Genomic DNA, 25,422 nt, shown 5'->3' with positions numbered 1-25,422 from the left:
ATTATTCTAGCCCGCAACCTCGCAGAATAAAGGGTACTAAAAACGCTTCTGCGCGTGCCTTATCCTCTGCATCATAAGCGGTCTTGTCCATCAAACCGACAATTTCTATCTCAAACTCAGCATAGCGCTGGGTCGTCGCCCATATCAAAATCAAGAGTTGCAAGGGATCCGTAATACCTATCTTTCCTTGCTTATGCCATTCTTTCATGACTTGTGCTTTATCGTTTACCCAGTCCTTCATCGTGGTAGACATAAACTCGTGTAAGTGCGGCGCACCGCCAATAACCTCAATAGCAAACAGTTTATGACGACTCGGGTTGGCAAAGGCTTGTTGCAATTTGGTACGGACGAACTTTTCAATGACAGTTTTTGGATCACTCTCTACGGTCATAGTGACCAATCCCTCATTCCATTCCTGAATGATTGAGCGCAGTACCGCCATGTACAGGTTTTTTTTGTTTTTAAAATAGTAATGAACATTGGCTTTGGGTAGCCCTGCTCTATCCGCAATTCCTTGCATCGTAGCACCGCGATAGCTTTGGAGCACAAACTCCTCTTCGGCTGCTGCCAGTATTAGAGATTGATTGTGTGCACGCGTGGCTTGCTGGCTTCGATGCGAGGGCGCGTCAGTAGTAAGGGTATCTTCTTTTTGGTTGTCTTTAGTCATGGTAGTGGTATCTCACTCCGAGTGGCAGGTTCGACAAAATAGTCGTTATATTCCCTGAGACGTTTGGTTATAGATGCACAGAGTTATGCAGCATTATTCTCTGGATAAAAATATTTCTAATAAAACAGTTGACCAATTAGTCAGGTTTTAGCAAAATGGTAACTATAAATTCATCACATTACTACTAAAATCATGTTGCCATGCTTTTTTACCACTGAATTGTTAGCATTTATTCGATAAAGCAATTTTTTATTATCAATGCTATTCCACACAAATCATGGTTATTAGCAATAAAGAATTAAATGCATCAAGTGAAATATATACGCATGCAAAGCAACATGGATATAGCAAATGGATATAGTAAAACGTCTACTGCTACCGTCACATTTATGCCCATAACCATAATGTATAAATCATTATTAGACAACCGTTACCCGATAGGTAAACGGACTGTCCTATTATAAAAGGATATCATCGTGAGCTTAACCTTAGCGCAATTTAATGATCTGTCTCAAGAGCTGGCTGCCGAGCACCTTCTAACGTGTTGTACCAGTAGCACGTGGGCGAGCAAACTTTCTGATGCGCGTCCTTTTACAGACTTAGATACACTGCTAACGAGTAGCGATACTATCTGGCATGAGGTACAAACCAACGAGGCCGACTTGCTAGAAGCGTTCGATGGTCATCCACAAATCGGTAACGTGGCAACCCTAAAAGAAAAATATCGCAATACGCAAGGTAGCGCCGCCCACGAGCAGTCAGGTGCTAATGATGCAGCTGACGATGTGCTCGAAGCACTTGCCAAAGGCAATCAGGACTATCTGGAAAAGTTTGGTTTTATTTTTATTGTCTTTGCCACTGGCAAAAGCGCGCAGCAAATGCTTGATTTACTATTGGCTCGTCTGCCTAATGAGCGTACCACTGAGCTGGCGAACGCAGCCACTGAACAAAACAAGATCACACGCCTACGTCTACATAAATTATTCGGTCAGGCATAGATAACTGCGACTTGATGAACCGTAAGATCAACATTCATACAATGGTTTATTCATCAATCACTCTAGACTCATTCACATCGCTACTGAATTTACATCGCTAACAAATATAAAGGAAGCATCATGTCTGCCACCCTATCGTCACATATCTTGGATACTCATCTCGGTAAGCCTGCCGCCAATATCGCTGTCACCTTACACCGTATACAGGACAGCGGCGGCGCCACCCTACTTGCACACGGTACGACTAATGAAGATGGCCGTGTCACACCAGATGCTTGGCAATTTGATACCACGCTTGATAGCGCAGCGCAGCAACTAAGCATCGGGCGCTATACCGTGACTTTCGATACTCAGTCTTATTTTGATGCCCAGCAGTTGACTGCATTTTATCCGCAAGTCATTATCGATTTTGTGGTGAATGATGCCAGTCACTATCACGTACCACTACTACTGAGTGCCCATGGTTATAGCACGTACCGTGGATCGTAGCCTATAGAGCGTGGTGTCCTTTAATGTGTATTCGCGTTATATGATCATAACTCATTGCTGACATTTTGCTGACGTTGCCACTTTATCTCATTACTTTATATCCAAGCGACTGTAAACCATGGTCGTTGTTAATTATCAAAAAAGCTTATCAATATATTTTATCAAGACACGGTCATATTAAAGGACAATTACTACATGGGTGCCTATCTTCTCGAATGGTTGAGTTTATTTTTCCGCTGGTTTCATGTCATCGCTGGGGTAGCATGGATTGGTGCCTCATTTTATTTTGTGTGGCTAGATCTGAGCCTACGCAAGCCGCCACAGTGGAAAGCAGACAAAGGCATCTCAGGCGATCTTTGGGCCGTACATGGTGGCGGGTTTTATGAGATTGCCAAATACAAGCTCGAACCAGAAGAGATGCCAAAAACCCTACATTGGTTTAAGTGGGAAGCCTATACCACGTGGCTAACGGGTGCGGCGATGATGTCTATCGTCTATTATGCCAATGCAACTGCCTACCTAATTGACCCAAGTAAGGTACCTTTTACCAGTATCGGCGCTATTGCCACAAGTTTGCTGTTTTTGTTTGGTAGTTACTTTATTTACGAAGTCATCGTGCGCAGTCATTTGGGTAAAAACGCCCTAATATTTAGTACGTTGATTTTTATTCTCTTGATCATTGCCTGTTGGGGTTCGTACCAGCTGTTTAGTGATCGCGCCTCATTTATCCATATCGGTGCTATCTTGGGTACGGTGATGGTCGGTAATGTGTTCTTTGGTATCATGCCGGCACAGCGCGCCCTCGTAGATTGCGTAAGGCGCGGTGAAAAACCGGGTAAAGAAGTGGCTGAGTTGGCGCTACAAGCCAAAAACAGATCATTGATGAACAACTACTTTACCCTACCACTTATCTTTACCATGATCAGTAATCACTATCCAATGATGTATGCTCACGAGCAAGGTTGGTTGGTGTTGGTCTTCGTCGGTATCATTACCGCGACTGCCCGTCATTACTTTAACCAAAAGCACTTGGGACACAAAAAACCGCGTTACTTGGTCATACCAGCCATACTGACCGTATTGCTCATTATCTGGATGCGACCTGAGCCGATTGAGCCTGCGCCTGTGATGCCTGCAGCTTCAGCAACTACTGCTACAGTTGACAACGCTCCATCAGTGACAAGTCCGCCACCAGCTGCAAGCATGACTACTGACTCAAACACTGATACCGTTACTAGTACTAACAATAGCGTTGCCAATGATACTGCCACTGCTGAAGCCGTACCCATAAGCGCGTCAGCAGATGACGCGATGATGGATGTGGTGCATACGCGCTGTAGCACTTGTCATGCCGTGCAGCCAACGCAACAAGGGTTTGCCGCGCCTCCAGCAGGTATTATCTTACAGACACCAGAAGATTTAAGAATACATAAAGCAAAAGTCGTCACTGCGGTACAAACAGGCTACATGCCACTTGGCAATATCACGCAGCTAACAGATACAGAGCGCCAGCAACTTGTCGCGTATGCTTCATCACTTTAATTTGTGATTGAAAAATAATGGGCTCTGACGAGTAATATTTAAATAAATATTCGAGGCTCTAAGCAATATAGGAACAATAGTAATGACCCAAAAAATTACCAGTGACTTTGATCTAAGTACATATCCACGAGATCTAAAGGGCTACGGCGACAATCCACCAAAAGCAAACTGGCCTGGCGGCGCGAGAATCGCCGTACAGTTTGTACTCAATATCGAAGAAGGTGCAGAGAATAGCGTCATTCATGGCGATGGACAATCAGAGCGCTTTTTATCTGATATCTTGGGCACACCAGAATTCAATAACCGTCACCAGTCTATTGAGTCTGCTTTCGAGTATGGTAGTCGTGTCGGTGTATGGCGTGTATTAGACGTCTTTAAAGAGTACGGCATCCCTATCACCACATTTACTTGTGCTGCCGCTGCCGAAAAAACGCCGCACATTATTGAGCGTGTATTAGAAGACGGTCATGAGATTGCCAGTCATGGTCTACGCTGGATTACCTATCAGGACATGTACCGTGAGACTGAACGCGAGCACATTCGCTGTGCTACTGCTATCTTCAAGCGTATGCTAGGTAATCAGCCTCTCGGCTGGTATACCGGACGCGATAGCCCAAATACTCGCGAGTTAGTCGCTGAGCAAGGCGGCTATGTCTACGACTCTGACTCGTATGGGGATGAGCTACCCTACTGGCTCAATGTAAAAGTGCAAGATGGCAATGTCATCACGCGTAAGCCGCATCTGGTCATACCCTATAGTTTAGAAACCAATGATATGCGTTTTTCTTCAAGCCCAGGGTTTACTCATGCAGAGCCGTTTTATCAGTATCTCAAAGACAGCTTTGATACCCTTTACGAAGAAGGCGCGCACACGCCTAAAATGCTGACGATTGGTTTGCACTGCCGTATTATTGGACGTGCAGGACGCATCAAAGCGTTAAAGCAGTTTTTGCAATATATCACCAATAAACCTGCCGTATGGATATGTCGCCGTGATGACATCGCTAAGCACTGGTACAACAACCATCCTGCCACGTCAGACAACACTGCCAACTGGATGTGAGCGCCGTCATTATCTTGATATATTGACCATATAAGACAGACCGCATACGATAAATACAACCTAATATAGAATAAAGGAAATAACGATGAGTCAAAGTAGTTCAGAAGTCGGACAAATACTCTCAGCAAACAATTTACCTGAGACATTGCCAGCATTTACCAAAAAATCAAACGTGGCTGACAGTCGATTGGGCGCAAAATCACTGTTTGCGACTGATGATTTTTTTGCAGATAAAAGCCGTATTCTAAATCCGGATGCGCCTATATTTGTGGTTGGTAAGTTCGATGACAATGGTAAATGGATGGACGGCTGGGAGACGCGTCGCAAACGTCATTTGGGTTACGACTATTTGGTTATTCAACTTGCCCGCCCAACCAAAATAGCTGGGCTCGATATCGATACCAGTCACTTTACAGGTAACTTCCCATCTTCTGCCAGTGTCGATGCTTTGTATGCACCAGAGCTATTACAGCAGGCTGATACTGAACTTGCCAACCTAAGCAAAGAAGACTGGGACGGTAAAAACTGGCAAACGCTTGTAGGTATGACGCCGCTACAAGGACACAATCATGAGTTTGTCGAGATCGATCATGAGCAAACGGTGACCCATATTCGCTTGAACATCTATCCAGATGGCGGCGTTGCTAGGCTACGTGTCTACGGTGATATCCAGCTTGATGCGAGCCTCAATACTCAAGGCGAGTTGCTCGATTTGGCAGGTGCGCTAAATGGTGGTCGCGCGATTGCTAGCAATGATGCGCACTTTGGCGCAGCCAGCAACTTACTGTTACCGACCAAAGCACCCAATATGGGGGATGGCTGGGAGACTCGTCGTCGCCGTGAGCCAGGTAACGACTGGTGTATTATTGCTTTAGGCCAAGCAGGTATCGTTGATTCTATTGAGATTGATACGGCTCATTTTAAGGGCAACTATCCTGACAAAGTCTCGATCCAAGCAGTCTACTCACCAAACACACCAGAGCAAACGCTAGTGACTCAAAGTATGTTTTGGGAGACGTTACTTGAGCCGCAAAAGACCAATGCTAATGACGTCCACACTTTTAGTAAAGATAAGCTTCAAATAGAGCAGCCTATCACTCATATTCGAGTAAATATTTTCCCAGATGGTGGTATCAGCCGCGTACGTATATATGGACAGATTGCTGACAATGCCGCGGCCCAGCCCAACGATAGCGAGACCACCTAATGTCTGTCACATTAACTGCCATACCTTTAACCAAGGCAAATTTTGCCCCCTATGGTTCGGTGATCGAGCGCTATAGTGATGATGAGCAAACCGCTGACAATACTTATGAGATTAATAATGGCTATGCCGTTCGCCATCATGCACTTGCTGAAAGCCAGCTTGAGGGTGGTACAGTAGGTATGAGTATCTTTTGTGCCAAAAAGCGCGAGAACCCTATTGTCCTCTCCGTCATGGAGTACCACCCACTTGGAACACAAGCGTTTGTGTCTATGGAAGGTCAGGACTATGTCGTCGTTGTTGCAAAAGCGGGTACACCGCCCCAGTCTGCTGAAGACCTCGCTGTATTCTATGCCACCTCTCATCAGGGTGTGCAATATGACGCTAACGTCTGGCATCATCCACTACTGGCTCTAGGGCGTGATAGTGATTTTCTAGTGGTTGATCGCATCAATGGCGACGGTAACAATTGCCACGAGATAGATATTACTGACTGGCATGTATTTATTAAACTAGCAGACGAGTGCAGCTAACCAGCTAATACGGCACGTACGATACAAACTAAAAGCCAGCTAAGTCCTATTAGCTGGCTTTTTTATGTTTGGCAGATTGGCAAGTCCTATTTATATTGACTCAAAGGCGTTTTTATACAGCCCAAGTTGGGGCATACAAAGGTCCATTTTGGTGCTTTTATCACGTGCTTTTTCATCCAAAAGCACTGTTTTCTGTATTTACTCAAATATATAGAAGATGCGTCTGGCATTTAAGAAAAACTAAGGACTATTTTGCTTATTTTATACCCTGATAATAGCAAATAAGCATAAAAGCCAGTAAATGCTGCAGAGCATATATTTTATAGGTTCGTGGCACGATTATTGAATACTCTTTAGGGATAAGCGTATGAATGCTATTTATTGATTACTACTTAAAAACAGAACCGGTCAATAGCACGCTTATTGTTAGTTGATAGTGATTTTCAAACAACAACCTATTTTATGAATTATCAAAGATAAATTTAGGGTAATTAATATTCCATCGTACATAAAGGAGTTACATTTTGCATTTTGATTTACGAACGAGCCCACTCTCCACCTCTAAACTGTCTAATCAGAAACCATTTAGCCCAAAGCCGTCTTTGCTTAAACCGTTGTCAATGATGGCAGTTGCTGTCGCCGCTTTCGGTAGCATGTCTAACCTCCAAGCTGAGACCTATTTTACCGATACGAGCGTTTCTGTACTTTACGGCAGTGACTATGACCTTGTAGAGGATGGAGAGCTGACGACTGTTACATTAGAGCATGTCTCTGCGCACGACTGGGGCGGTGTATTCTTCTTTGTCGATCGAAATCAAGGTGCCAATGATATTGAAAACAATAGATTTAGAGAAACTTATGGCGAGCTGTCTCCTACACTCAAAATGGCGACTTTTGACAATAGCTTTATAAAGCAAGTTAATTTAGCCGCTACTTATGAATTTGGCTCAAACAGTACTGGCTTTGATCAGGATAACTATCTGGTTGGTATTGGTGCCGATCTAAATATCCCTATTCCAGGGACGACGTACGCGTCTGCAACGCTATACCATGCTTTTAATGACAATATCGATGATGATCAACAAATCACCTTAACCTACGGTTGGGAGCGTAACAATTTTGTAGTGGACGGCTTTATTGATTATTCATTTAATAACGATGATATTGAAGATAACATTCATATCAATCCGCAAATCAAATACAATCTACAAGAGGTGCTCGGTATTGATAACCGCTTAGAAGTCGGCATGGAGTATAGTTATTGGAAAAACAAATACGGTGTCGATGGTGTCAATCAAAGCGCCCCTAGCGCCCTAGTAAAGTTCCATTTTTAACACCAGATAAAGATACCTTTATTCATAAAACACCCTGCTTCTATTTGGTAGAAGCAGGGGGTTTGTTCTTAAGAGATATCTACTGGCTGCGCTATTGGTGCAAGCACACACTGATATATTTGTCCTATAAGGCAGCGCTGCAATAGCGACTCACGCCTGCAACGACTGTCTGTTCGATCACTCTATCATCACCCAGCATCATAAGTACAAACAGCTGCTCTTCAAGCGTTTTGGTCTGTGCCATACGTCGCTCCATCAGCTCCGTCGCACCCATATCTATGATGACAAAATCGGCTTCTTTATTGGGCATAAAATTACCGATCTTATCATCCAATAGCAGCGACTGTGCATTACCCAAAGTAATCTGATACAACCCTTGATGCGCTGACAACTGATTGCTCTGTAGTTGCTGAACTTTATAAGCCTCTGATAACGTCGTCAGCATAGACAGACTCGTGCCTGCCCCAACATCGGTGGCGATACTGACACCGGTATAGCTTAAGGTCTTGGGTAAATCGAACAGTCCACTACCCAAAAATAGATTGGACGTCGGACAATGTGATATCTGTGTGCCAGTCACGCGTAGGCGCTCATACTCTGATGTCTCAAGGTAGATCCCATGCGCCAAAGTCGTACGACGACCTAACAAACCCATATCATCATAGACATCGAGGTAACCTTTGTGATTGGGATACAGCTGCTGCACAAAAGCCACCTCATCGCGATTTTCTGCTAGATGCGTCTGCAAATAGACACTATCGTAGCTGGCATACAACTCTCCTGCCAGCCGTAGCTGCTTCGGTGTCGAAGTAATCGCAAAGCGCGGGGTGATGGCGACATGCTGACGTCCGCGCTCATGCCAGTTATCAATGATGTCTTGCGTATCGCGGATACTTTGCTCAGCAGGAATGCACAGTTGCTCAGGCGCATTTTGATCCATCAATACATTGCCCGTGATCATACGTGTATTGAGCCTGTGACTTTCAGCAAAAAACGCTTCGGCAGATAGCGGGTGACTGGTAGAGAAAACCATGGCACTGGTCGTACCATTGGCCAGCAGTTGGTCTAAGAAGAACTGCGCGGTGTCGTGCGCTACTTTTGGATCAGCAAAATTGGCTTCGGTGACAAAGGTATAGTTGTTGAGCCAGTCGAGCAGTTGCTCACCATAAGCGGCAATCATATCGATTTGCGGATAGTGCACATGGGTATCGATAAAACCTGGCATGATGAGTTTATCGCGATAGTCATGCACTTTAACTGCTGGCCTACCCTCTGTATTAGCATACGTCGATAAGATAGTTTCGCTATGACCGTACTCTACAATACGTCCTGTCACATCATCTACAACAAGCGCACCATCAGCAATATATTCAGGATAAATGCGCTCGCCTGCAATCACAGGTAATAACATTGTGCTGTGATCAATAGTTGATACCTGTGCATGATCAGGTTGATTGGTGTTCGCTATTTTAGAGGGTGTACGCTCAGTACGATCGCTTTCGGTCAAATAATGCAGCAGTCGAGCTTGATAAATATGTAGGGTCATTTGGTGGTCTCACATGGCTTAATAGTACTGAGCATCTTGATAAATAGTACTGAGCGTTTTGATTGTTTAATAAAAAGTGACACGGTTTTATGAGGTAATTAGTTCCTTCAAAGAGCAGCCTGATGATAACGCTGTAGCAACTGTGCCACGATAGAGACTGCTACTGCCATTGGCTCTTTGCCGCCGATTGATAGTCCAATGGGCATGACGAGCTGATTTACTAATGACTCACTATAACCGCGCTGAATCAAACGGTCTCTAAAACGTTTGGCTTTGGTGGCCGAAGCAATGCAGCCGATATAAGGTACTGGGATATCTGAGCGCTTATCATCATCTGGGCTGCTATCAGAAATAGTATCTAATGCTGCTCGCACCAGCTCAAAATCAACACTATGGTCATGCGTCATAACCAAAATAAAACGCTGACCGCCCTGCTCTATAAATGGACGCACAAAATCTACAGGATCGTCATCGATATGCGGACGGATATGCGCTGGTAATTTGTAAGAGGTTGGTTGGGTTGATGCTGTTTTTTTTGATGCTAATGGTCGTGCTTCAGCATCGTTATGTGATATTGAAGTGTGGCGGTTACAGGCTGTTTGATCTGCTTTATCAGTATTTGGCTTGTTGTTTAAATAACGCTCAAACATCTCTGGGCGACTGTCCACCCAATCTACCTGACATGGCAATTCAGCAAGGATGGTCATGAGTGCTGAGGCCACATGCCCTGCCCCAAATACCAGTACTGACATCGGCGGTATCACATTAAAGCATTCAAACATAACGGTGACGCTACCCCCGCAGCATTGGGCCAATTTCGCACCCAGCGGGTAATGCTTGGTATAAACCGCGTCTCGGCGCACCGCTTTAGAAGGATTTGACGCGCTTGTATCATTGACTTCAGATACTTTTGGTTTGACTTCCTTTGATACCGTTGCTGAAATCTCACCGTTCAGTAGCTGACGAGCAGTAGTAATCACATCGTGCTCGAGACCGCCGCCGCCCAGTGTATCTACGATGCCATCCTGCGTGACGATCATTTTGGCCTGTAGCGCACGCGGAGCCGAGCCATTCACAGCCACAACCGTTGCCAACACATGAGCGATACCTTGCTGTTGATATCGCGCCAGACCTTCATACCAGATCACTGGCGGTGCTAATGACTCACTCACTGTGCGCAGGACCTCTCGCCCCTGCGACATTCGGATGCTCTATCGGTTCTGGCTGCTCATCGGTCTGTTTGCCTGTCACCTCTTTTGGATCGATGTCTTTTGCATGGCGCACATCTTGCGGCATTACCTTGTCGTTATAAAGGTCGCCACTTTCTTCTACACCTTTGGCAAGGCTATCCATCGTATCCTTGTCCGCTTTGGTCTCTAGCTCCCATGAGGTACCTTCCATACGCATCACTGCTTTTAGTACCGCTTCTGGCGTTGCAGGCATGGTCAGTTCTGGATTCTTTCTATAATCACCGAGACTTGCGACGGCATTGTTGAGTGCGCACCAGACACTGGCCGCCAACATAAACGGCGGCTCACCAACGGCTTTAGAGTTATAGATAGTTTGTTCTTCGTTTTTGCGGTCGTATAATTTAACATTCCACTGTTTAGGCAAGTCATGCGCGGTTGGAATTTTATAGTTGGCAGGACTGTCAGATGCAAGCTTCCCTTTATCATTCCAGATCAGCTCTTCTGCTGTGAGCCAGCCCATGCCTTGCACAAAACCGCCTTCAATTTGACCGATATCAATGGAAGGGTTAATCGACTGCCCTGCATCATGTAGCACGTCACAGCGCAGCACTTTGTACTCCCCTGTCAGCGTATCAATCTCAACCTCAGCGCAGGCGGCACCTAGCGCAAAATAAAAGAACGGACGCCCCCATGCTTTAGAACGATCATAAAATATCTTTGGCGTTTTGTAGTAGCCAGTAGACGATAGGCTGATGCGATTCTGATACGACAGCTGAATCATTTCAGCAAAAGTTAGCGTTTCTTTATCACCAATATAGACATGGTTATTTTCAAAACGTATGTCTTCTTGTGCCACTTTAAAATGCTCAGCTGCAAATTCAACGATGCGCGCTTTGATGCTCAAGCAAGCATTTTGCGCCGCTTTACCATTGATATCAGTACCTGATGAGGCTGCCGTTGGCGAGGTGTTAGGTACTTTATCTGTACGCGTTGCCGATACTTTGACCGTGTCCAGATCCACATCGAACTCATTAGCGACGATCTGGGCGATTTTGATATATAACCCTTGCCCCATCTCTGTACCACCGTGATTGAGATGGATACTGCCATCGGTATAAATATGTACCAGCGCACCTGCCTGATTGAGTGTCTGCACGGTAAATGAAATGCCGAATTTGACGGGCGTTAGCGCGATGCCTAAACGCTTGTCACTGCCTTCAGCAGCAGCTTTTTGATTGGCTCGTATGATTTGCTGACGGCGATTGTCATAATCGCAATCTTCTGCCAGTGTGCTCATGATGGTCGCCAAATCAAAGTGCTCAATGGTCTGACCATAATGCGTACTTTGACCATCTTGATATAGATTGGCTAGGCGCACTTGCAGTGGATCTTGACCCAAGGTATAGGCAATATGATCCATCATATATTCAGCCGTCATCAGCCCTTGCGGTCCACCAAACCCGCGATAGGCTGTATTGGATACCGTATGGGTCTTGCAGCGATGACCTGCCACATGAGCCGCTGGATAGTAATAGGCATTGTCACAGTGGAACATCGCTCTGTCGACAATGGCATCAGACAGATCTGGCGCATAACCGCACAAACCAGCCAATTGCATATCGACGCCTAGTATACGACCCGACTCATCCAAGCCAACCTCATAGCGGTTGGCAAACTCATGACGCTTACCGGTCACAACCATGTCGTCTTGACGGTCTAGACGCATACTGACAGGAACGTTATGGCGCTTGGCAATGATACTGCACAGACAAGCCCATGCCGCGGCTTGCGTTTCTTTACCGCCAAAACCGCCGCCCATACGGCGCACGACCGTATTGACCGCATTGAATGGCAAGTCTGTCACTTCAGCGACGAGCTGCTGCACTTCGCTTGGATGCTGCGACGACGTGTATACTTCTAGCCCGCCATCATCACACGGCACCACGTAAGACACTTGCCCTTCAAGATAAAAGTGCTCTTGCCCGCGCATATGAATATGACCTTCGATACGAACTGGCGCGTTCTCAAGCGCCGTCGCGGCGTCACCGCGCTTCATAAAGTGACTCGGACGCACAAAAAACTCTTGTTCCAATGCCTTATCGATACTCAGCACCGCTGGTAATGGCTCATACTCGACAATGGCTTTAGTAGCCGCTTTTTTAGCGGCGCGATGACTGCTCGCTACTACCACAAATAGTGTCTGACCCACATACTCTGTAATATCATCAACCATGAGTGGCTCACCATCGAATACCGCACCGATATCTGTTTGTGCCGGTAAATCCTGGAAACTTAGAACATCTACCACCCCATCAGCCTCTCTAACAGCGCTCAAATCCATACTCAGGACACGTGCATGAGCATGGCTGCTCTTGCCGACTGCTAGATGTAGCGTACCTTGTGGTTTTGCAATATCATCCACATAGGTTGCCGTCCCCATGACATGACTGATCGCACTATCATGCTTGGCCGAGGTGCCAATTTTGTTTTTTGGCGGACGCACACGGCGGATACTATAACTGTCAAATAAGGACGAATGATGGCTCATGGCAAGTCTCTTCTATTAATACGCTTTTATTGATGCTGTTTTTGATTTTTGGCAATGTTAATGATTAGGCACTCTCAGTCCGCATAGCTGCTGTCAGTTGCTTACCACATTTCATCAGTAGACGCTGTACCACATGCATGCGGTATTCCCGGCTGGCTCTGACATCAGTCATTGGTGTCACATCAGCAGATAAGCGTTGGGCTGCCTTCTCAAAACTTGCCACTTCAGTAGCTTGTCCAATAAGTGCTTGCTGGCACTTGGTCGCTAATAATGGTATTGCTGCCATACCACCAAGCCCTAGCTTGGCACTCTCAATGGTTGCACCATCTGCTGACACATCCAGTCGCGCCGCAAGCAAGCAAGCTGAGATATCATCTTCGTAGCGTTTGCTAATCTTATGGATAAATAAGTGCTGATTGTCTTGTAGCAAAGGAATATGAATAGCGACGACGTAGCTACCTGCTTGCAGCTTAGTCTTTTTATAATCTAAGAAAAATTCTGATAACGGTATGATTTCATCCGTATGAGACGAGCCGCTTGACGCTTCAGTATTAGTCGCACAGTGACGCAAATGAATAGAAGCGTCCAGTGCCAATAGAATCGGTGGCAGATCACCAATCGGCGACGCGTTGGCTATATTGCCCCCGATGGTGCCCATATTACGAATTTGCGGAGAGGCAATACGCTCAAACACTTGCGCAAAGGTTGGGAAGTGTTGCTCAAGCACAGGCAGCATCTGTTGATAGCTCATGCCAGCACCTAGCACTAGTGACTGAGCTGTCAGCTTTTCGCTATCCGACTTATCACTATTAGAGTCAGGTTTTGCGTCAAGTAGCGACCATGACTTTAGTGCCTCAACGCCTGAGAGCTGGATAATGATGTCATGATCAATTAGATGCTGGGTTACGCTCAGCCCTAAATCCGTGCCACCTGCCCAAATCGTTGCCTGCGGATTGGCTGCCAATACTTGATTAAGCTCATCTACTGTTTTAGGCATATACAACTGTCGCCCAGCATCAGTCAATGCAGCTTCAATATTTTGAGGCGCTGTATTATCTGGTTCGACTTCAGTTGAGGCAGTATGAGAGGCTGCTAATTGTTTTGTACTACTCATGGCATCTGTCGCCAAACTGACCGTCAGATCTTTCACCGCTGACTGCTCTGCCTGTCTTTGCTGACCGATATCACCCATCAGTAGACCCGCTTCAATAATCGGACGATAACCTGTACAGCGACATAGGTTGCCAGATATCGACGCGACGACCTCATCATAGCTTAATGGCTTGGCATCACTTTGTTCACTGTCATTCTGATTGGTTTGCGAACGCTTGTTTTCGTAGACACAAGCCAGCGACATCACAAACCCAGGGGTACAAAAACCACACTGTGATCCATGACACTCGACCATTGCTTGCTGGGCGGGATGCAACAAGGCACGATCGGGGTGATGCTCAGGATTGTCTGCTAAGTAAGCCGCTGTCATTACATGATGACCATTCATGAGCGAGACTAGCGTGATACAGGCATTGATAGTATAGAACGGCGACGTAATGCTTTCATTACTGCCGTTTTCGACATCAGACGACTGCTGGTTGGTTGTGGGTAAACGCTGAACCATCACCGTACAGGCACCGCAGTCACCACTACCGCAGCCTTCTTTTGTGTCCATCTGGCCTTCATACAATCGTAGATACTCAAGCACCGTCGTATTGGGGTTAAGCTGGGTTAGCTCTTGGATTTTTCCATTGAGATAAAAACTAATCATAGCAAGGCTCGGCTAAAATAATGAAGATAAAAATAAGGAATTTGACGGCTCAAACACTCAGCTTAAGCGCTCGACTTGTATCGTATTGCAACTGTTTTCGTATCATTCATGGGTGCTACAGCCTTTAATTTATTGACTGCTCTGTGGCACACTTGCAAGATACCAATACATTGACGACAGTACACTTTTATAGTAAATAAACGGATAAAAAATATCAGCAATCACCAGGCAGTTTCGTTAGAAATTCACAAACGCTTTAGAAACTAATGTTAAGGATGTAAGATACCTGACTATTTGGTCAGCTTTCAACATATTATCACTATTCTTATTTACAATACAACCCATTAGGATGCCTGCCAATACTACCGAATAGTTGATATATAAAAAGATGCTTAATGGCTCTGATTGATATGTGTAGCAGCAAATATATTGCCACTACACATCAGCTTTAATCATGTGCGGAACAGAAAAAGCGAAGTAATCAATAAAGTAGATTATAATCAAATAAATAATTCTTTCAAAAACAAGGCTAAACACATATATCTTGTCTAAACTTTTATAGCTGGCTGATTTTTATATATAATAGCTAAAATACATCCAATACTTTACTGTCATCGCTTATGATAATCGGTAGTAGAAAAATATTACTGGTCAACACTGCCCTTGAGATACGATCATGAAGTCATTTAGCTTTATTTATTTGTTGGTAGTGACGACAATGCTGACAGGGTGTCAGGCATTTCAGTTTGTTGACAGCCCCATTCCTGTGACTGCTGCTCCTGCTCCTGCTATGCTAACTGCTCAATAAATACTCGATACAAAAACTCTCTCCAAGATAAATTTGGCATAAAAAAAGCAGACATCACAAGGTGTCTGCTTTTTTCTTCTATTGGTCTGTCAGCTATCCGTTTGTCTAGCCTTTAGTATCAGCTGGCTGGTGCTTGATAATAGTCTTTGCCAAATGATCACCGAACCAAATAGCGGTGTCGATATCCCCTTTCCCTGGTGTCTCTTCAGGTGGACCATCAAGCGACTGCGTCATCAAACCCAAAAAGCTAGATAAACGGTTTAAATCATGTGACTCATGACCTGTCGGCATCAAGGGCAGACCGATCCAGTTCATGCCATGCTGCATCGCATATAACGAAATTTGCTGTAGTACAGCAAGCTTATCACCGCTCAAACCGCCCGAATTGGCAAAGGCTGCGGCCCACTTGCCTTCCCACTTACGGTTGTACCAGCGCTTTGAAGTCTCATCCATAAAGGTCTTAAATTCAGCGGTCACGCTACCCATATATACTGCACTACCGAAAACCAGCAAATCTGCCTGATCTAAATAGTCCCAATCAATATCATAAATATCGACTGCCCTTGCTTGAGCTTGCGGCAATTGCTGATACGCACCTTCTACGATCGCTTCAGCGACACGCTTGGTATGACCATAATTACTATGAAAAATAACAGCGATTGATACGTTGGGCGTGCTATCAGTAGATGTTTCAGACGATTTAACAGGTGTATTCATACGTACTCTAATAATAAATAATTGGTTGAATAACAAAGATTATAAAATATCGGCTACTTAGCGATGGTCAGTAGCTTGTGACATCGCTTTGATTGGTAAAGGCGTCATCATTATCACTGATGAGCAATCAAGTGCTGACAGGCGACTCTAAGCAATTGATTACTAAATCAATCATTCTCATGGACAAAAGCGTCGATGACAGCATTTCTAAATGGTAAAATCTCTAAATAACAAAGCTTCCACATGACCTTTATACGTCAGCGTACACGTATCATCATATATGCGATGAACTTCATTGAATTCAAGCCTATTGTATCAGACGTATTTTTATTTTTGAGTTATTTGTTAGATTCCAACCTATCAAACTATCAGGCTACGCGGTTTACCAAACGATGCGCTATGCACGATCAATACAGCCTAGAGTCTTACCTTAAATAGACGTAATGGCCTTCATACGCTGATAACCCTTATGTTTATTAACTACATAGACGACTATCAACCTCGAACAATATCAGCAATTAACTCCTATATTCCAAATAATTATATGCTAATTCAAATTATTCTACTCTCTTCAGGTTTACATTACGCTTAATAGGATTAAGATGTAGCGCTTCTCTTAATTTGACCGTGATACGACTTTTCAACTCTGTAGACCTGCATATATATAAACCTGCATACATATAAAACATAAATCCTCGTAAAAACGATATCTGATAAAACTGTCGGATAAGGAAGCTATTACCTTGACTACTACTCTCGTTCAACCTGTAAACGATACAAAAGACCCCATTGTCAGAGACGATCTTACTCTGAATGCCCCGCAAAAACCCTTGATCATAGGGGGCGGTATCGTAGGATTAATGGTGCTTGTGTATCTACTGGCTACCCAGCATATCTCTCAATCATTGCTACTTGGCATTGGGCTGTTGTTGGGCTATACCCTCTTTCATGCACGCTTTGGCTTTACCTCTGCTTTTAGACGCATCATGGCAGTGGGCAATGGTCAGGCGATGCGCTCTCATATGCTGATGCTAGCGGTTGCCGTCACCTTGTTTGCGCCCATACTTGCTTATGGTACGACGCTATTCGGTGGAACTGTGGCAGGTTATGTCGCCCCGTTAGGTGTCAGCCTGATCGTCGGTGCGTTCGTGTTTGGCATCGGCATGCAGCTTGGTGGAGGCTGTGCCTCTGGTACGCTCTATGCGGTAGGCGGCGGCCGTTCAGTAATGTTTATCACCTTTATCTTCTTCATCATAGGCGCGACGATTGGCGCTTATCATCTGCCGTTTTGGACAGAGGAGATGCCCGCAGCGGCGCCTTTTTCTTTGGCAACATCCACAGATCTCGGTTATACGGGGGCATGGCTATTGTCTCTTGCGATATTCGGTATCATCGCGTGGGTGACTCTGATCGTTGAGAAAAAAAGAAACGCACCAAAGATGGCACCCGTACCTTCTGAGTCTGGCTGGAGAAGAATCTTTCGCGGTTCTTGGCCACTGTTTGCTGCCGCTATCGTATTGGCTCTACTTAACGGACTGACACTGCTCACGCGTGGTCAGCCATGGGGGATTACCTCTGCCTTTACATTATGGGGTTCTAAAATTGCAAGCGGCTTTGGTATGGATGTCGCCAGCTGGGGCTACTGGCAGGGTGCTAATGCAGCAGCCCTAGAAGCCTCTATCTTTGCAGATTCGACCACAGTACTAAATATCGGTATCATCGTCGGTGCGTTTATCGCTTCTGCAGCGGGCGGCTTGTTCAAATTTACTAAGATTACTACAGGTAATTTTGCAGCGTCTGTCATTGGCGGGTTGATGATGGGATATGGCGCACGTTTAGCATTCGGCTGCAACATTGGCGCTTATTTTGGCGGTATCGCTTCTTTTAGTTTGCATGGCTATATCTGGGGCATACTCGCAATGGCAGGTACGTTTTTAGCACTATATTTACGTCCTTTATTTGGCTTGTCAGTGCCAAAATCTAGCGATTCTGTTTGTTAATGCAGATCTTGTGTTAATAAAAATTTAGTTCTTAAATAAAAAAACAGCAGACTATTCTGCTGTTTTTTATTGTCTATTGTTTTACGTATATAATTAGAGCGCTTCTAACGACGCACTATGACCAGTGCCATCCGACCCGTTGCCAGCTGCTGCATGTGTGTCTGACGACGGTAAGAGTAATAGTGAGTATTTGCGTAACTACAATCAACCGGCAAATCATTCATAATGGTAGCGCCAGCCGCTTCTAACTGCATGGCAGCAAGCTTCGGTAAATCCAACTTGACCTTGTCATCGATAGATGGGATAGAAAACAGCGTCGCAAAATTATCGATATGTTCCTGTGATAATGCCTGATGCTCTATGCATCCTGCTAGTAGCTTATCGCGAACGTCTGTATTTACTTCGTAGTTAGCCTGACTGATACAGACCCCTATCCAAGCCTGTATAGCCCCTGAATCGGTAAAGCGCTGTACCGTCTCTTGAATGACGCCACACGCCAGCCCTTGCCAGCCTGCATGGATCGCCGCTATTTTGCCACTGGTAGGCTGGTATAAGACAATCGGCACACAGTCTGCCGTCATTATCGCTAGTCCGCGCCCACGTTGTTGGCTGACCATTGCATCAGCAGCCAATGGCGTCATACTCAACGTCGTCGCATCAATATCATGGATTTGCTGTCCATGGACTTGACTGACCCAATGTATACTATTGATCCTGCCATACTGCCCATCTAGTGATGACTCACTTGCCAGCTGCTCATTGATAGCAGCTAATAGACTCATGCGGTTATCTAATACTTGCAGTGCATTATCATTGACATGAAGACCTAGATTCAGCTCACCGTAATTTGACTGACCCTCATACCCCGTACGCTGGTTTCTGGTAACAGAGTCATCCCTATCATCATACGCAAACGCAGCCGTTTGAAAAACAGCCACTTCGTCCATTTGCGCAAGCATTGTCATTGGGAAGTTATTTGTTATCGGAAGCTTGTTTATCATGACTGCTCTACCCCTTTATCCACCGATTACCTCACGATGAGGTTGGTTGTATCACTGCCGTAGACTAGATAGGTGTCATACCTGTGTACAGCAATGACTCAACCGCAGCATTGTTTCCGTAGCTTTGTTTTAGCAGGTTTTACTCTTCATCATAACCATCACTTAATACGGCTATTAGTTTTTGCATGTCCTCTGGCAGCGGCGTAGTAACTTCGATGTCTTCACCAGTCGCTGGATGAACAAAACCTAAAGTATAAGCATGCAGTGCTTGGCGCGGGAAATTATTAATGGCTTGACGCTGTGCTTCGGACAATCCTGCACGCAATTGACGACGACCACCATAAACACGGTCTCCTACTAGCGGATAAGTCACATGACTCAAATGCACACGAATCTGATGGGTACGACCCGTCTCAAGCCCCACATCTAGCAGGCAGTAGTTGTCATTAAGGGGCGTCACTTTCAGCAAATGCGTCACCGCTTCACGGCCTGCTGTCATGACTGTCATTTTGGTACGCTGCGTACGATGGCGTCCAATCGGTGCATCAATACGGCGATGACGCAGCAAACTTGCTTGGTCACCTGCTACCACACACTTATAGTGACGATAGACAGACTTGTCTTTTAGCTGTTCCATTAGCGCCATCTGAGCAGGTTTGGTCTTACCAATAAGCAGCAGCCCAGAGGTGTCCTTGTCAATACGGTGTACCAGACCAGCACGCGGTAGATGGTGCTGCTGCGGATAATGGTATAGCAAGGCATTGACTAAAGTGCCAGTTTGATTGCCTGCCCCAGGATGGACCACCATGCCGACAGGCTTATCGATCACCAGTACCTCATCATCTTCGTAGACCACATTGATATCGATGTCTTCTGGCTGATCTTCGCTATGCTGCTGCAGCGTCGTTGATAGATGTAGCACATCATCTGCTTTTACACGGACCTTTGGCTTTTGCACTTTGCCGTTATATAGCAAGCTGCCGTCGGTTATCCATCCTTGTAACTGCACCCGCGAAAAGTCTGAAAATACTTGCGAGGCGACTTTATCAATGCGCAAACCAGACTCTTCTTCTGTGACGATGTGTGTCATATCTACGACTACTGGCACCGCTTGACCTGCTACTGGCGCTTCATCATCGTCGCTATCATCTATATCATCTGCATCGCCATCATCAATACCACGCTCTTCAACACCATCATCGTCGATGAGCATATCGTCGTTATCCAGTACTTCATCATGTGCTTCATCAATCATTGTCTGATTATCAGGTAGCTCTTCATTATTTAAAACGTTATTTGGCATTGGTGGCTCTTGTGCTGATGAATCAGTCTTTGACGATTGATTCTGTGATAAATGGGTAGTCATGGCGTTATTGTTCATAGCGAATTTATACATATCAAGACCCTTAACAGATAGTGATAAGGCAGCCTTAAAAAAAGTAATAGAAAAATTATAAAACGTTGGCGTTTTTTGACCTTTAGCTGACATACAAAAGCAATCAGGACTCAAAAAATCGGAAACAATATCGCCATAGTGTACCATGTCACGCGCCCAAGCCCTATAAAAGTGGCTGGTATCTATCGATTTTGAGCGTTTAACATTTACCCCTTAGCTCTCTGGAACATAACATTGCTGTAATTTACTGTATATTTGTCCCAGCCAGTGATATTCGATATCGCTCGTGATAGCCGCTCATGTTAAACTGCCTGTAAAATACCTGTGGCGAAAAAATAGACGAAGCTGACGTTATTCTATAAAGTGTAGCCATGTTTTGCTGTATGCTATGGCACTATATTTGAATGCTTTGTATTTGAATGCTCTGTTGACATGCCGTATTTGAGTGCCGTTGCACTCTATCGACAACGTTTGCTCTCTATATCGTTTGACTGTGATAAAACACGCATGCGCGGCTGAACATTTATAAATTTTTCATAGCTTAATCAGTTCTATGAGTAAAATACGTCATAACAAAAACTGCATTCGATAAAAACCTTATTATTCGTGAATTGTTTTTATCACTAACCTTTTATATAGCATGATAGCGCTGCTGCTATTATGCGTCTTGTGTCGGAGAAGAAGTATGCAAGCTGTTGGCAATACGTTTATCAAGCTGTCCTCAATAACCTTACTTGCGCTTAGCGTCAATCTAGTGGGTTGCCAAACTTTCAAAAACCTAACGGGTGCCAAAGACGTCGATGCGGTAGAAACTGCAGAAAAATCAGAGCAAGGTTACTATAGCGATGCCGTTGCTCAAATCGATAAAGGTCGTTATCTCCAAGGTATTGAAGAATTGACCAATTTGCGTACTTTTTATCCAACTGGACAGTATGCTGAGCAAGCATTGCTCGACATGATGTACGCACAGTATGAGGCTGATAAATACGAGATGGCAGCGGCAAGTGCTGAGCAATTCATCCGTCTATATCCGTCTAACCCGCAAGTCAGCTATGCTTACTATGTACGCGGCGTTGCCAATATGGAAGGCTCATCTGAGAGCTTAAAGCTATTTAAACTCAACCAAGCAGAGCGTGATACTGCGTATTTGCGTATTGCTTTTGCCAACTTCCAAGAACTTATCAACAAGTATCCAAACAGCCCTTACGCACCAGATGCCGCTCAGCGTATGACCTTCATCTACAATCAATTTGCTCAAAGCGAGATGAGCGCAGCCAACTGGTATATCGAGCGTGAAGCTTATGTGGCAGCTGTTAACCGCGCCAAATGGGTGTTCCAGTACTACCCACTTAGCGAATCGATTCCAGATGCCCTAGCCGTCTTAGCCTATAGCCACGACAAGCTTGGTCTAACAGATTTGGCAGACGAGTACAAAACGCTCTTGCAAATCAACTATCCAGACATGTTGACCAGCAACGGCAGTGTGAAGCTAAGCACTAAACGTGATCGCTCTTGGCTCAACAAAGTGACTTTTGGTAAGCTTGGTCGCTCAAACACAACTGACAACTCAGTGGCAACTGGCGAATATAATGGCGCGACCAAGACCCAAATGATTCGCAATGCAAACCAGCTCAGACTACCAAGCGATAATGGTGTAAGCGCTGCTCGTGCAACCACTGCCAATACTGCGATGGCCTCAGGCAACAACGGTATTAATGTTGGGCTAGGTCTACCAGAAGCATCGGCTGAACGCGTTACCAGTCAATCAAGCACTGGCTCTACGGCGAGAGAAGCCAACGTTGATCCACAAAACATCAACCCAACACGCCGCACCACCCTAGATGATAGTAGCAATAGCATACTACTGACCCCATCAGATATGGACGACGAATAATCACACTCAGTGACTGGGTTAAGTCATCATCGTCTATATGATTAATAATAAGGCCAACACTATGTTGGCCTTATTTTTCTAGTGGTATGCTATTCGCTCTGCCCCAATATAATTGACCTATGGTAAACTGTTTTTTGTATGAGCATCCCTAACCATATTCTTGAACAACTAAATAGCCAAGCTGACCTGATCAGCATTATTGGTCGACATACCACGCTCAAACGTGCTGGTAGCGAATATAAAGGCTGTTGCCCCTTTCATGGTGAAAAATCACCCTCATTTTATGTCAATCCACAAAAAAACATCTACCATTGTTTTGGCTGTAGTGTTGGTGGCAATGCCATCAGTTTTTTGCGTGATTATGAAAGCTTGACCTTCATCGAAGCGGTCAATGAGCTGTCCAAACAAACAGGCATTGAGGTACCAAAAGAAGAACAACAAAACGTCAGCTACCAGCGCCGCGCACCCAAACCTGTGACTCCGCCGCAGGAACAAAACCGTTCTAGCGCAGCCGTAGGTCAAGCTGTCAATCAAAGCCATCCAAATGATAGCGACTCAAGCAAGAGCAATATAAAACAGGCTCATACAGATCATAGTCATGCAGATCAGAGCCATGCAGATAGCAGCGACCAAAGCTACATGGATCAGCCCAGTTATCCAGATGCTCAGGGCTACGATAATTTCCCGCCGATAGATGCTTACGATTCAGTGCCATACGCAGCGGACTCATATCCGTCCGATTATTCACAGGATGATGGCTACCCGCCAGCATGGCTGACGGACACCGATGCAGGCATAGCTAGTATTGAGACGACTGACCAAGATGGCAACCTGTACGTGTTGCTAGAGCAAATTCAGCAGTTTTATCAGCATAACCTAACCACTCACCCTCATGCCAAGCAGTATTTTTTGTCTCGTGGACTCACTGAAGAGACTTTTGAGACTTTTGGTTTAGGCTATGCGCCATTTGGGTGGCAACATCTTGAGCACCAGTTTCCACAAGATATCGAAGGACTCAAAGCCTTGGGACTAGTGCGCCAGTCAGAATCTGGTCGCGACTATGATCTGCTACGCGATCGGGTGATTTTCCCTATTCGTGATAATCAAGGTCGTACCATTGGTTTTGGTGGTCGAGCGCTTGACGATGAAGTTAAGCCCAAATATATCAATTCCTCAGACTCGCCTGTCTTTCACAAGCAGCACGTACTCTATGGCTATTACGAGTCGCGTCAGCAGCGTGCCAATGACTGGCTGGTGGTCGAAGGTTATATGGATGTCATTGCTCTTTATCAGGCTGGTATCTATGGTGCTATTGCGTCAATGGGTACTGCCATCAATGAAAGCCAGATATCACGTTTATTGACTCTAAACCCAACGCTTACCTTGAGCTTTGATGGCGATAGTGCCGGACAAAAAGCGGCTTGGCGTACGCTTGAGGTTGCTCTACCTGTATTGGCCGATGACAAAGAGCTACGGTTTTTGACCCTGCCTAACAATCATGATCCTGATACGTTTATCAAAAGTCAGGGCAGCGATGCCATGCGTGAGCAAATCGCTAATGCCATGCCGCTATCACAGTATATTTTTGCATACTTGAGTGAGCGCTATGACATGAGTCTGGCTGAAGGCAAAGCCAAACTCATGTCGCAAGTACGCTCGTTGACCACCGCCTTACCTAAAGGCAGTAGTTTTCGCTATTTGCTCAACAATGATGTGTATCAAAAGCTGGGCGGCAAGCGCAGTCAAAATGTCGAAGCCAAAGATGCGCTGCTAGATTTCGATGGTGACATGACCATCAGTCAGCAACTACAGCTTTGTTTTTTATTTCAGCCACGCGCGTTAGTCGATGATCCTATTGAGTCTATTTGGCAACAGTCTGGGCTGACAAGATTACAGCTGCCAGCCCACATACAAAAAAAGGCCGCGAGCGATGCACTCCGAGCTATCGCATGGGAAGACTTGCAAGATGCTGCGCTACTGAATGTTGTTACAACCATCAAACGTTGTGTCATGCATTTACCAACAGATGCCAATGCGGCGGCACATTTTATATTATCTAACCTTGATCATACCAATCAAGTAACATTGAGCGGTAGCTGGGGCGGGTTTTATAGAGCATTAACCGCAAGGAACGTTCTCAGTCTTGATGACTTAATACAAGAGCTAGTAAGCTCCCTACTCGAGCGTAATATAAAGAAAAAAATGCAAGAATTAATAAAAAACCCTGATCATATCAAACAAGCAATCGTACGTATGCAAGCCCAGCATTTGAGTAATTGGCTGCGCGCGCAACATGCCGAACGCTCATCACAAATGGTCACTGTCCAGTCTTAATGCTCAATTTCAAATGTCGACCCTTTAAAAGTTTAGTTACTGCCCCCACTACTAATGATTATGCCCAGTAGCATGAGCAGCTCCTATATCATTCAACTGATAATAAATAATCAGTAAAAATGGCTAGTAGCTATCACTAGCTCGTGCTTGAGAGCTGCGGTCTGTGTTAAACTGTGTCGCTGTATATTGACAGCACTGCTTGGTGAATGACTGCGAGCATGCATCGTTAAGCACAAATTTTAGGTATTATTTTTACGTATCCGCTTTTAGATACTATTTTTAAGTACTGTATTTTGAGTACTATATTCTTTTGGGTACTGTATTGAAGTTTTTTAGCTTTTCTAATTTTTAGCTGTTTTTTAGCATAGTTATTTTTTTAGCATTGTTATTGTA

General features: G+C 45.1%; 19 protein-coding genes. 11 read left to right on the top strand and 8 right to left on the bottom strand.

Features of this window, described 5'->3' with window-relative positions:
• Position 1: 1 nt before the first annotated feature.
• The gene (locus tag NJD71_RS02355) at positions 2 to 667 is read right to left on the bottom strand and encodes a TetR/AcrR family transcriptional regulator (RefSeq protein ID WP_319050319.1); all 666 of its coding nucleotides are present in this window, start codon (positions 665 to 667) and stop codon (positions 2 to 4) included.
• Positions 668 to 1,143: 476 nt separating this feature from the next.
• Here NJD71_RS02355 and uraD point away from each other — a divergent pair, with 476 nt between their 5' ends.
• From uraD to NJD71_RS02320, 7 genes are all read left to right on the top strand, one after another.
• Positions 1,144 to 1,665: a 2-oxo-4-hydroxy-4-carboxy-5-ureidoimidazoline decarboxylase gene (gene uraD, locus NJD71_RS02350; protein WP_319050318.1), complete on the top strand. Its 522-nt coding sequence runs from the start codon at positions 1,144 to 1,146 to the stop codon at positions 1,663 to 1,665.
• 120 nt (positions 1,666 to 1,785) lie between these two features.
• Complete coding sequence (uraH, locus tag NJD71_RS02345; RefSeq protein ID WP_319050317.1) at positions 1,786 to 2,154, top strand: hydroxyisourate hydrolase; 369 nt, start codon at positions 1,786 to 1,788, stop codon at positions 2,152 to 2,154.
• A 195-nt stretch (positions 2,155 to 2,349) separates the two neighbouring features.
• Entirely contained in the window at positions 2,350 to 3,696 is a 1,347-nt protein-coding gene (locus tag NJD71_RS02340) for a urate hydroxylase PuuD (RefSeq protein ID WP_319050316.1), read from the top strand.
• Between the two features lie 82 nt (positions 3,697 to 3,778).
• Positions 3,779 to 4,759 (top strand): allantoinase PuuE, encoded by a 981-nt coding sequence (gene puuE / locus NJD71_RS02335; RefSeq protein ID WP_319050315.1) that lies wholly within the window; start codon positions 3,779 to 3,781, stop codon positions 4,757 to 4,759.
• Positions 4,760 to 4,844: 85 nt separating this feature from the next.
• Positions 4,845 to 5,966 carry an allantoicase gene (gene alc, locus NJD71_RS02330; RefSeq protein WP_319050314.1) on the top strand — a complete coding sequence of 374 codons (1,122 nt, stop codon included), beginning with the start codon at positions 4,845 to 4,847 and terminating at the stop codon, positions 5,964 to 5,966.
• The gene (locus tag NJD71_RS02325; RefSeq protein ID WP_319050313.1) at positions 5,966 to 6,496 is read left to right on the top strand and encodes an ureidoglycolate lyase; all 531 of its coding nucleotides are present in this window, start codon (positions 5,966 to 5,968) and stop codon (positions 6,494 to 6,496) included. The genes alc and NJD71_RS02325 overlap by 1 nt, the downstream gene beginning before the upstream one ends.
• A 524-nt stretch (positions 6,497 to 7,020) precedes the next feature.
• Positions 7,021 to 7,830 (top strand): DUF5020 family protein, encoded by an 810-nt coding sequence (locus NJD71_RS02320; protein WP_319050312.1) that lies wholly within the window; start codon positions 7,021 to 7,023, stop codon positions 7,828 to 7,830.
• Between the two features lie 124 nt (positions 7,831 to 7,954).
• Here the strand turns inward: NJD71_RS02320 and guaD are convergent, their stop codons facing one another.
• The 4 genes from guaD to NJD71_RS02300 all read right to left on the bottom strand — a co-directional run bounded on the left by guaD (position 7,955) and on the right by NJD71_RS02300 (position 14,879).
• Positions 7,955 to 9,376, bottom strand: coding sequence for a guanine deaminase (gene guaD, locus NJD71_RS02315; protein WP_319050311.1), 1,422 nt, complete (start codon positions 9,374 to 9,376; stop codon positions 7,955 to 7,957).
• A 107-nt stretch (positions 9,377 to 9,483) separates the two neighbouring features.
• Positions 9,484 to 10,548: an XdhC family protein gene (locus NJD71_RS02310; protein ID WP_319050310.1), complete on the bottom strand. Its 1,065-nt coding sequence runs from the start codon at positions 10,546 to 10,548 to the stop codon at positions 9,484 to 9,486.
• On the bottom strand, positions 10,541 to 13,114 hold the full coding sequence (xdhB, locus tag NJD71_RS02305; RefSeq protein WP_319050309.1) for a xanthine dehydrogenase molybdopterin binding subunit: 2,574 nt from the start codon (positions 13,112 to 13,114) through the stop codon (positions 10,541 to 10,543). The genes NJD71_RS02310 and xdhB overlap by 8 nt, the downstream gene beginning before the upstream one ends.
• A 64-nt stretch (positions 13,115 to 13,178) precedes the next feature.
• Positions 13,179 to 14,879 carry a xanthine dehydrogenase small subunit gene (locus NJD71_RS02300; RefSeq protein WP_319050308.1) on the bottom strand — a complete coding sequence of 567 codons (1,701 nt, stop codon included), beginning with the start codon at positions 14,877 to 14,879 and terminating at the stop codon, positions 13,179 to 13,181.
• Between the two features lie 676 nt (positions 14,880 to 15,555).
• Here NJD71_RS02300 and NJD71_RS02295 point away from each other — a divergent pair.
• Positions 15,556 to 15,687, top strand: a complete 132-nt coding sequence (locus NJD71_RS02295; protein ID WP_319050307.1) for a hypothetical protein — start codon at positions 15,556 to 15,558, stop codon at positions 15,685 to 15,687.
• Positions 15,688 to 15,792: 105 nt separating this feature from the next.
• Here the strand turns inward: NJD71_RS02295 and NJD71_RS02290 are convergent, their stop codons facing one another.
• Positions 15,793 to 16,404, bottom strand: a complete 612-nt coding sequence (locus NJD71_RS02290; RefSeq protein WP_319050306.1) for a flavodoxin family protein — start codon at positions 16,402 to 16,404, stop codon at positions 15,793 to 15,795.
• Positions 16,405 to 17,147: 743 nt separating this feature from the next.
• On the opposite strand from NJD71_RS02290, the gene NJD71_RS02285 reads away from it, so the two are divergent.
• Positions 17,148 to 18,404 (top strand): YeeE/YedE family protein, encoded by a 1,257-nt coding sequence (locus NJD71_RS02285; protein WP_319050305.1) that lies wholly within the window; start codon positions 17,148 to 17,150, stop codon positions 18,402 to 18,404.
• Between the two features lie 104 nt (positions 18,405 to 18,508).
• Here NJD71_RS02285 and NJD71_RS02280 read toward each other — a convergent pair whose 3' ends face one another.
• Positions 18,509 to 19,405 carry a polyphenol oxidase family protein gene (locus tag NJD71_RS02280; RefSeq protein WP_319050304.1) on the bottom strand — a complete coding sequence of 299 codons (897 nt, stop codon included), beginning with the start codon at positions 19,403 to 19,405 and terminating at the stop codon, positions 18,509 to 18,511.
• A gap of 139 nt (positions 19,406 to 19,544) precedes the next feature.
• Positions 19,545 to 20,660 (bottom strand): RluA family pseudouridine synthase, encoded by a 1,116-nt coding sequence (locus NJD71_RS02275; RefSeq protein ID WP_442967639.1) that lies wholly within the window; start codon positions 20,658 to 20,660, stop codon positions 19,545 to 19,547.
• Between the two features lie 826 nt (positions 20,661 to 21,486).
• Here NJD71_RS02275 and NJD71_RS02270 point away from each other — a divergent pair.
• On the top strand, positions 21,487 to 22,695 hold the full coding sequence (locus NJD71_RS02270) for an outer membrane protein assembly factor BamD (protein WP_319050303.1): 1,209 nt from the start codon (positions 21,487 to 21,489) through the stop codon (positions 22,693 to 22,695).
• A 138-nt stretch (positions 22,696 to 22,833) separates the two neighbouring features.
• Entirely contained in the window at positions 22,834 to 25,029 is a 2,196-nt protein-coding gene (locus NJD71_RS02265; RefSeq protein ID WP_319050302.1) for a DNA primase, read from the top strand.
• The last annotated feature ends 393 nt before the right edge of the window (positions 25,030 to 25,422 follow it).

Source organism: Psychrobacter sp. PP-21 (genome assembly GCF_033790785.1).
In the GTDB taxonomy this organism is placed as follows: Bacteria; Pseudomonadota; Gammaproteobacteria; order Pseudomonadales; family Moraxellaceae; genus Psychrobacter.
The sequence above is the reverse complement of the archived record's forward strand: the minus strand, read 5'-3'. Positions and strand labels throughout refer to the sequence as shown.

Coding starts and splice junctions, on each gene's coding strand:
- NJD71_RS02355 (WP_319050319.1), bottom strand. CDS start 667: ATGACTAAAGACAACCAAAAAGAAGATACCCTTACTACTGACGCGCCC.
- uraH (WP_319050317.1), top strand. CDS start 1,786: ATGTCTGCCACCCTATCGTCACATATCTTGGATACTCATCTCGGTAAG.
- NJD71_RS02340 (WP_319050316.1), top strand. CDS start 2,350: ATGGGTGCCTATCTTCTCGAATGGTTGAGTTTATTTTTCCGCTGGTTT.
- puuE (WP_319050315.1), top strand. CDS start 3,779: ATGACCCAAAAAATTACCAGTGACTTTGATCTAAGTACATATCCACGA.
- alc (WP_319050314.1), top strand. CDS start 4,845: ATGAGTCAAAGTAGTTCAGAAGTCGGACAAATACTCTCAGCAAACAAT.
- NJD71_RS02325 (WP_319050313.1), top strand. CDS start 5,966: ATGTCTGTCACATTAACTGCCATACCTTTAACCAAGGCAAATTTTGCC.
- guaD (WP_319050311.1), bottom strand. CDS start 9,376: ATGACCCTACATATTTATCAAGCTCGACTGCTGCATTATTTGACCGAA.
- xdhB (WP_319050309.1), bottom strand. CDS start 13,114: ATGAGCCATCATTCGTCCTTATTTGACAGTTATAGTATCCGCCGTGTG.
- NJD71_RS02300 (WP_319050308.1), bottom strand. CDS start 14,879: ATGATTAGTTTTTATCTCAATGGAAAAATCCAAGAGCTAACCCAGCTT.
- NJD71_RS02295 (WP_319050307.1), top strand. CDS start 15,556: ATGAAGTCATTTAGCTTTATTTATTTGTTGGTAGTGACGACAATGCTG.
- NJD71_RS02290 (WP_319050306.1), bottom strand. CDS start 16,404: ATGAATACACCTGTTAAATCGTCTGAAACATCTACTGATAGCACGCCC.
- NJD71_RS02280 (WP_319050304.1), bottom strand. CDS start 19,405: ATGATAAACAAGCTTCCGATAACAAATAACTTCCCAATGACAATGCTT.
- NJD71_RS02275 (WP_442967639.1), bottom strand. CDS start 20,660: ATGATTGATGAAGCACATGATGAAGTACTGGATAACGACGATATGCTC.
- NJD71_RS02270 (WP_319050303.1), top strand. CDS start 21,487: ATGCAAGCTGTTGGCAATACGTTTATCAAGCTGTCCTCAATAACCTTA.
- NJD71_RS02265 (WP_319050302.1), top strand. CDS start 22,834: ATGAGCATCCCTAACCATATTCTTGAACAACTAAATAGCCAAGCTGAC.